7 protein-coding genes are annotated in these 7,875 nt (G+C 73.1%); 5 read left to right on the forward strand and 2 right to left on the reverse strand.

The genetic code is table 11. The features are described from left to right. A partial coding sequence (hemG, locus tag GT042_RS34405; RefSeq protein WP_161312617.1) for a protoporphyrinogen oxidase occupies positions 1-1,321 on the reverse strand: 1,321 nt, incomplete at its 3' end. Positions 1,322-1,446: 125 nt separating this feature from the next. Here hemG and GT042_RS34410 point away from each other — a divergent pair. Both GT042_RS34410 and GT042_RS34415 read left to right on the forward strand, forming a co-directional pair. Continuing rightward, positions 1,447-2,415: a DUF4349 domain-containing protein gene (locus GT042_RS34410; RefSeq protein ID WP_161312618.1), complete on the forward strand. Its 969-nt coding sequence runs from the start codon at positions 1,447-1,449 to the stop codon at positions 2,413-2,415. Between the two features lie 58 nt (positions 2,416-2,473). After that, positions 2,474-3,853 (forward strand): FAD-dependent oxidoreductase, encoded by a 1,380-nt coding sequence (locus GT042_RS34415; RefSeq protein WP_161312619.1) that lies wholly within the window; start codon positions 2,474-2,476, stop codon positions 3,851-3,853. 16 nt (positions 3,854-3,869) lie between these two features. Here GT042_RS34415 and hemE read toward each other — a convergent pair whose 3' ends face one another. Beyond that, complete coding sequence (gene hemE, locus GT042_RS34420; RefSeq protein ID WP_202534554.1) at positions 3,870-4,925, reverse strand: uroporphyrinogen decarboxylase; 1,056 nt, start codon at positions 4,923-4,925, stop codon at positions 3,870-3,872. 100 nt (positions 4,926-5,025) lie between these two features. Here hemE and GT042_RS34425 point away from each other — a divergent pair, with 100 nt between their 5' ends. The 3 genes from GT042_RS34425 to GT042_RS34435 form a co-directional block, all read left to right on the forward strand. After that, positions 5,026-5,715 carry a DUF3000 domain-containing protein gene (locus tag GT042_RS34425; RefSeq protein WP_161312621.1) on the forward strand — a complete coding sequence of 230 codons (690 nt, stop codon included), beginning with the start codon at positions 5,026-5,028 and terminating at the stop codon, positions 5,713-5,715. Positions 5,716-5,986: 271 nt separating this feature from the next. Then, the gene (locus GT042_RS34430) at positions 5,987-6,646 is read left to right on the forward strand and encodes a response regulator transcription factor (RefSeq protein ID WP_161312622.1); all 660 of its coding nucleotides are present in this window, start codon (positions 5,987-5,989) and stop codon (positions 6,644-6,646) included. Between the two features lie 237 nt (positions 6,647-6,883). Further along, positions 6,884-7,875 (forward strand): ribonuclease D (locus GT042_RS34435; RefSeq protein ID WP_161312623.1); only part of this gene is annotated, 992 nt, incomplete at its 3' end.

Here is a 7,875-nt window from a genome sequence, read left to right on the forward strand (position 1 = left end):
AGACCCGCAGCCCGGGGAGGGCGGCGACGGCGGCGCGGACGCGTTCGACGCGGGCCTGGTGGCCGACGGGGTACTGGGGCAGGCCGCCGATCCACCGGGTGACCTCGCTCGCGACCGGTTTCGCGTCGAGCCCGGTCGCCTCGCCGAGGTCGCGCAGGGACACGTCGACCAGGTCGGCGTCCTCGTGGTGCAGGTGTTCCTCGTCGCCGTACCGGCCGATGGAGGTGCGCAGGAGGAAGAGGTCGGGCGCGGCGTCGGACACCCAGCCCCACTTACGGGTGGAGAAGGTGGAGGCCTTGATGGTGAGTCCGTCGACGGGCGGCACGAGGAAGCCGCTGCCCTCGGGCATGCCGGTGAGGTCGGAGCGCCGGAAGGCCAGGGTGACCAGGGCCATGGAGGCGTACTCGACGCCGGCCAACTCGGCGGAGGCGGCGGGGGATTCGGCGGCGAGCAGGGTGGCGGCGGACCACGCGGGGGTCGCGAGGACCACGCCGTCGGCGGTCAGTTCCCCGGTGCCGGTACGGATCCGCCAGCCGTCGGGTGTCCTGGTGAGGCCGAGGACGGGGGTGTCGAGGAGGATCTCGCCGCCCCCGGCCCGTACGGCGTCGGCGACGGCCCCGGGCAGGGTGCCCACTCCCCCGGCGATGCCCGCGAAGACGGCGGCGGACTGCGGCCGTGCCGCCGCCTTCTCCTGGAGGTCGCGGACGCCCGCGAGCAGCGAGTCGTGGGTACGGACGGCGGCGAAGAGCTGCGGCACGGCGGCCTTCATGGAGATGCGGTACGCGTCGCCCGCGTAGACCCCGCCGAGGAGGGGCTCCACCAGCCGGTCGACCACCTCGCGGCCGAGCCGTTCGGCGACGTACTCCCCGACCGACACGTCGTCCCCGACCTCGGTGGGTGCCAGGTCGGGCTCCTGGGCGATCCGGGCGAGTCCTTCGTCGGAGAGCAGCCCCGCGAGGGCGGTCGCGTCGCCGGGCACGCCCATCACATGGCCCTTGGGCATCGGCCGCAGCGCGCCCCTGGTCCACACCGAGGCGCCGCCCGCCGTGGGCGGCTGGAGCAGGTCGCCGAGGCCGACGGCCTCGGCGAGGTCGACGGCCTCGGGCCGGCGCGCGAGCATGGATTCGGCGCCCAGGTCGACGGGCACCCCCTCGATCTCCCCCGTGAGGAGCTTCCCACCGAGCCGCGCGGAGCCTTCGAGCAGCGTCACGGCGACCCCCGCGCCCAGCAGCCGGTGTGCGGCGGCGAGTCCGGCGATCCCGCCGCCGATGACAACGACCCGGCCGGTGTGTGTGCTGACGTGCTGCGCTTTCGACTCCATGGGCCCACTCTCTCAAACCCGTAACGAGTCCCGACCGTGACCTCTTCGGGACCGCGAAAGGGAAACCCGCCCGACGGGGCCGCCGTCGAACCGGCATCACTCGTGCATGTCCCAGGGGGGAACTCATGCGGAAGATGTCCGTACTCGCGGCCGCGTTGCTGACCGCTTCACTCGCACTGGCCGGATGCGGCGCGGGCGGCGACAGTCGCGCCGATTCGCAGGCCAAGTCCGCCGCCGGGGGGAGGGCCGCCGACGGGGCGGTGTCCGACCGGCAGGGCGCGGGGCCCGCCGCCGGAGGCCGGGCCCCGGCCGGGAAGGTCACGGGACAGGAGCAGGGGGACAAGGTCCCGGCCGTGACCCATGTCATCAGGACCGCGCGGCTCGCCGTCGAGGTCAAGAACGCCACGAAGGCGCTCGCCACGGCCCGGTCGGTGGCGCTGGGGGCCGGTGGTCTGGTCGAGAAGGAGAGCACGGAGCGGGTCGACGACAACTACACGTCGACCACGGTCGTGCTGCGGGTCCCGCAGGAGTCGTACGACCGTGTGCTGCGCGAACTGGCGGGCACCGGGAAGCTGTTGTCCCGTACGGCGGACGCGAAGGACGTCACCGACAAGGTGGTCGACGTGGACAGCCGGGTGGCCTCGCAGCGCGTGAGTGTGGCGCGGGTGCGGGAGTTGATGGACCGGGCCACCAAGCTGAGTGATGTGGTCACGCTGGAAGGGGAGTTGAGCCGCCGTCAGGCGGATCTGGAGTCACTGCTCGCCCAGCAGTCCTCGCTCAAGGACCGCACCACGCTGGCGACCGTCACGCTCGACCTCACCGAGCCCCCGGTGGAGGAGAAGGACGGCTCGGACGACGATCCGACCTTCGCGGACGCGCTGGGCGGCGGGTGGGACGCGCTGGTCGCGACCCTGCGGTGGATCACCGTCGCGATCGGGGCGGTGGCGCCGTTCGCCGCCGTGCTCGCCGTGCTCTACCTGCTGTGGCGGATCGTCCGCGCCCAGCTGCGGCGCCGGACCGCGCCGGCCACCGCCCCCGCTCCGGCGACCGCCCCGGCCGCCGGCGGCCAGGAAGGACCCCGCGCGCAGGACTGATCCACCGCGCCCGCGTAGCGTTCCGTAGCGGACGACGGAGCGGAAGGACGGACGCGGAATGGCAGCGGAGCGCATGGTGGTCATCGGCGGCGACGCGGCGGGCATGTCCGCCGCGTCGCAGGCCCGCAGGCTGAAGGGGCCCGACCGGCTGGAGATCGTCGCCTTCGAGCGCGGGAACTTCACCTCGTACTCCGCGTGCGGGATCCCGTACTGGGTGAGCGGTGACGTGGCGGGGCCCGACGCCCTGATCGCGCGCACGCCCGAGGAGCACCGCGAGCGCGCGATCGACCTGCGGACCCGCACGGAGGTGGTCGCGATCGACGTGGCCGGCGGGCGGGTGCGGTCGCGTGATCTCGGCGACGGTACGGAGAGCTGGACCGGCTACGACCACCTGGTCGTCGCCACCGGCGCGCACCCCGTCAGGCCGCCGCTGCCCGGCATCGACGCGCCGGGGGTGTACGGCGTGCAGACCCTCGACGACGGCCGGGCCCTGCTGGACGGGCTGGCGGGACACGACGGCGGGCGCGCGGTGGTGGTCGGCGCCGGGTACATCGGCGTCGAGATGGCCGAGGCGCTCCTCAAGCGCGGTTTCGAGGTCACCGTCGTCCACCGCGACGAACAGCCGATGGCCACCCTGGACCCGGACATGGGGCAGCTGGTGCGCACGGCGATGGACAACCTCGGCATCACCACCGTCGGCGGCGCCACGGTCACCGCGATCCTCACCGGCCACGACGGCCGGGCGCGGGCGGTGGCCACCGAGGACACCACGTACCCGGCCGATGTGATCGTCCTCGGCATGGGCGTCCGGCCGGAGACGACCCTGGCCCGCGCGGCGGGACTGCCGCTCGGCGCGTACGGCGGGCTGCTCACCGACCTGTCGATGCGGGTGCGCGGCCACGAGAACATCTGGGCGGGCGGCGACTGCGTCGAGGTGCTCGACCTGGTGTCGGGCGCGACCCGGCACCTCGCGCTCGGCACCCACGCCAACAAGCACGGCCAGATCATCGGGGCGAACGTGGGCGGCGGGTACGCCACGTTCCCCGGTGTCGTCGGCACGGCCGTCAGCAAGGTCTGCGACCTGGAGATCGCCAGGACGGGCCTGCGGGAGAAGGACGCGCGCAGGGCGGGGCTCCGGTTCGTCACGGCGACCATCGAGTCCACGAACAGCGCCGGCTACTACCCGGGCGCCACCCTGATGACCGTGAAAATGCTCGCGGAGCGCCGTACGGGACGGCTCCTCGGCGTGCAGATCGTCGGGCGCGAGGGCGCGGCGAAGCGGGTGGACATCGCGGCGGTGGCGCTCACCGCGGGCATGACGGTGGAGCGGATGACCACCCTGGACCTCGGTTACGCGCCGCCGTTCTCACCGGTCTGGGACCCGGTGCTGGTGGCCGCCCGCAAGGCCGTGACGGCGGTGCGGGCGGCGGGCATGTGAGCGGGCGGGTGCCCCCTCAGCGGGCGGTTCGCGTGTGGACGTAGTCGACCAGGCGGGTCAGGGAGTCCGGGTCGGTGCTCGGCATGACGCCGTGGCCCAGGTTGAAGACGTGCCCCTCCAGGCCCGCCGCCGCGTCCAGCACCTCGCGCGCCTTGGTCTCCACCACCTCGGTGGGGGCGAACAGCACGGTCGGGTCGAGGTTGCCCTGGAGCGCCTTGCCGGGCCCGATCCGGCGGACCGCCTCGTCCAGCGGGACGCGCCAGTCGACGCCGACGACGTCCGCGCCGGCCTCGCCCATCAGCCCGAGCAGTTCGCCCGTACCGACGCCGAAGTGGAGGCGCGGGACCCCGTACGGGGCGACCGTCTCGAAGACCTTGGCCGAGGCCGGCATCACGTAGCCGCGGTAGTCCTTGGGGGCGAGCGCGCCGGCCCAGGAGTCGAAGAGCTGGACGGCGCTCGCCCCCGCCTCGATCTGCACCTTGAGGAAGGCGCCCGTGATGGCCGCGAGGCGGTCGAGGAGGTCGGACCAGAGGTCCGGGTCGCCGTACATCATGGCCTTGGTGCGCTCGTACGTCCGCGAGGGGCCGCCCTCGATGAGGTAGCTGGCGAGCGTGAAGGGGGCGCCGGCGAAGCCGATGAGCGGGGTGGCCCCCAGCTCGGCGGTGAGCAGGCCGATCGCCTCCGTGACGTACGACACGTCCTCGGGGGTCAGGTCGCGCAGGCGCGCCAGGTCGGCGCGGGTCCTGACGGGGTCCGCGACAACCGGGCCGACGCCCGGCTTGATGTCCAGGTCGAGGCCGATGGCCTTGAGGGGGACGACGATGTCGCTGTAGTAGATCGCGGCGTCGACCTTGTGGCGCCGTACCGGCTGGAGCGTGATCTCCGCCACCAACTCCGGGCGCGTGCAGGACTCCAGCATCGGAATGCCCTCGCGCGCCTTGAGGTACTCGGGCAGCGAGCGGCCGGCCTGGCGCATGAACCAGACCGGCGTGTGCGGCACCGGTTCGCGTCTGCACGCCTTCATGAAGGCGGAGTCGTACGTCGTCGGCTGCTGGCCCGAGGGGCGTTCCATGGCGCTCACGACCAGAATCTTCGCATGTACGGGTAAGCCGCGGCCCCGGGCCGGGTGTCCCTCCCTGCGCGCGGCCCCCGTTCCGCCTACTCTTCCCCGCATGGCTGCGGCTCAGGGACAGTTTTCCGATCATTCCAACGGCACCGAGGGAACGGAGGGCAGGGACGGGGACGCGGAGGGGGACGCCGTTCCACGGGCCTTCCGGCAGGCGGTCGAGGCACTGCGGACGGCACGGCTGCGTCCCGAGATCGAGATCGACCCGACCCCGCCGCCGAAGCGGCTGGCTCCGCACGCGTACGCCCTGGAGGCGGCGGTCGTCGACGGTGAGGACGACCTGGCGGACGGCAGGCTGGTCCTGCTCCACGACCCGGCGGGGCACGACGCCTGGCAGGGGACCTTCCGGCTGGTGACCCTCGTACGGGCGGAACTGGAACCGGAGATGGCGGCGGACCCGCTGCTCCCCGAGGTGTGCTGGTCGTGGCTGACCGGCGCGCTGGAGGCGCGGGGGCTGTCGTACGGGGAGGCGAGCGGCACCGTCACCCGTGCGGGGTCGCACTACTTCGGCGGGCTCGCGGAGCGCAGGCCGGCCACACAGATCGAGATCCGGGCGTCGTGGACGCCCCGGGAGGGCCGGGGCGGGGTGCCGGACACGGCCGCGCACCTGGCGGCCTGGTGCGATCTGCTCTGCCAGCTGGCGGGGTTGCCCCCGGTAGGGCCTGGAACGGGCCACGGAGGGCCGGACGCGGGCGTGGTGTCCCTTCCCCAGCGACGCGGCCCGCAGGTCTCCTGACGGCCCCTCAGCCCGCCCGCGCCGCGTGTGCGCCGCACGTCCCGAAGGCCTCCCCGGACCATCTCCGGGGAGGCCTTCGGTGACTGACCACTCGTAGGATGATCGATCACGCATCCGAATTGCCCGAATTGTTACTCACCAAATCGTGATCATTCTCTAAAGGCCGACGGGTTTGGTGCCGAAGAGGTCAATGACCCTTCAAGCACGGTTCGCCCCGGCTTCATCCCCAGCGCCGGAGACGTCCCGCACGCACCTTCCCCCAGGAGGCCTGGTGTCCGTTCTCCTCGAGCAGCCCGCAAGCCTGGTCGCCTACCGCCCGAACAAGCCGACGGCCATGGTCGTCGTGGCCGACCCGCGCGTCCGCTCCACCGTCACCCGCCACCTGTGGGCCCTTGGAGTCCGTGACGTCATCGAGGCGTCGTCCATCGCGGAGGCCCGTCCCCGCGTCGGCAACCCGCGCGACATCTGCGTGGCCGACGTCCACCTGCCCGACGGTTCCGGGCTGACCCTGCTGTCCGAGACCCGGGCCGCAGGCTGGCCCAACGGTCTCGCCCTCTCCGCCGCCGACGACATCGGCGCGGTGCGCAACGCCCTCGCGGGCGGCGTCAAGGGCTACGTCGTGACCGGTACGCGTACGAACATCGGCCACCCCACCCGTCCCGGCGCCGCGCCCATCGGCGCGGGACCGCGCATGCACCGCCGCCCCCCGGGCGCCCCGAGCCACCCGGGCGGTTACCGCGAGCTCTCCGGCCGTGAGGTCGAGGTGCTCAGACTCGTCGCCGAGGGCCAGTCCAACAAGGCCATCGGCGTCTCGATGGGCCTGTCGGCCCTGACTGTGAAGAGCCACCTCGCCCGTATCGCGCGCAAGCTCGGCACGGGTGACCGGGCGGGGATGGTCGCCGTGGCCCTCCGTACCGGAATCATCCACTGACCAGGCGCACACCGCTTCCACCCCTGGCCCCTCCCCCACCACCACCTCCACCCCTTTCCCCACGCTTCCCCCCACGCGGACCGCCCGCCGACGGAACGTTCCGTCGGCGGGCGGTCCGCGTCCAGGCGCCTGTTCGGGGCGTGCCTGTGGGGCCTGTGGGAGGTGTTTTCGCAGGTCATCCGACTCTTGGACCGAAAGTGCAGGTCAGCGGTTCGCGCAGGCGGATACCCTTGACAGGTGACCGACGCCCAAGAGACCGCAGCAGACCCAGCACTGCGAACCACCGGGGGCGCACCCCCGGACGACGTCGAAACGGCGCCGATCCCTTTGTTGGAGCCCCGCGAGGGCATTCCCCCCGTGGTGGAGACCGATGACGCCCTCGCCCGGGTGATCGCCGCGTTCGCCGCGGGGACGGGTCCCGTGGCCGTCGACGCGGAACGTGCTTCCGGTTACAGATACGGTCAGCGCGCCTATTTGGTTCAGTTGCGCCGCGCCGGCGCGGGTACGGCACTGATCGACCCGGTCGGCTGCCCCGACCTCTCCGGGCTCGGCGAGGCCCTCTCCGACACGGAGTGGATCCTCCACGCGGCCACCCAGGATCTTCCGTGCCTGCGGGAAATAGGCATGACGCCCACCCGGCTGTTCGACACGGAGCTGGCGGGCCGGCTGGCGGGCTTCCCCCGGGTCGGGCTCGGCGCGATGGTCGAGAACGTGCTCGGTTTCGCCCTGGAGAAGGGCCACTCCGCGGTCGACTGGTCGACGCGCCCGCTGCCCGAGCCCTGGCTGCGGTACGCGGCGCTCGACGTGGAGCTGCTGGTGGACCTGCGGGACGCGCTGGAGAAGGAACTGGACCGGCAGGGCAAGCTGGACTGGGCCCACCAGGAGTTCGAGGCGATCGCCTCGGCGCCGCCCGCGCCGCCCCGCAAGGATCCGTGGCGGCGTACGTCCGGCATGCACAAGGTGCGGCGGCGGCGGCAGATGGCGGCGGTACGGGAGCTGTGGAACACGCGCGACAGCGTGGCGCAGCGGCGTGACGTCTCGCCCGGCAAGGTGCTGAGCGACACGGCGATCGTCGAGGCGTCGCTGGCGCTGCCGGTGAACGTGCACGCGCTCACCGCGCTGCCCGGGTTCGGGCACCGGATGGGGCGGCGGCAGCTGGAGCAGTGGCAGGCGGCGGTCGACCGCGCGAAGGCGCTGCCGGACAGCGAGCTGCCGCAGCCGGGCCAGCC

Source organism: Streptomyces sp. SID3212 (assembly GCF_009865405.1).
Classification (GTDB): domain Bacteria; phylum Actinomycetota; class Actinomycetes; order Streptomycetales; family Streptomycetaceae; genus Streptomyces.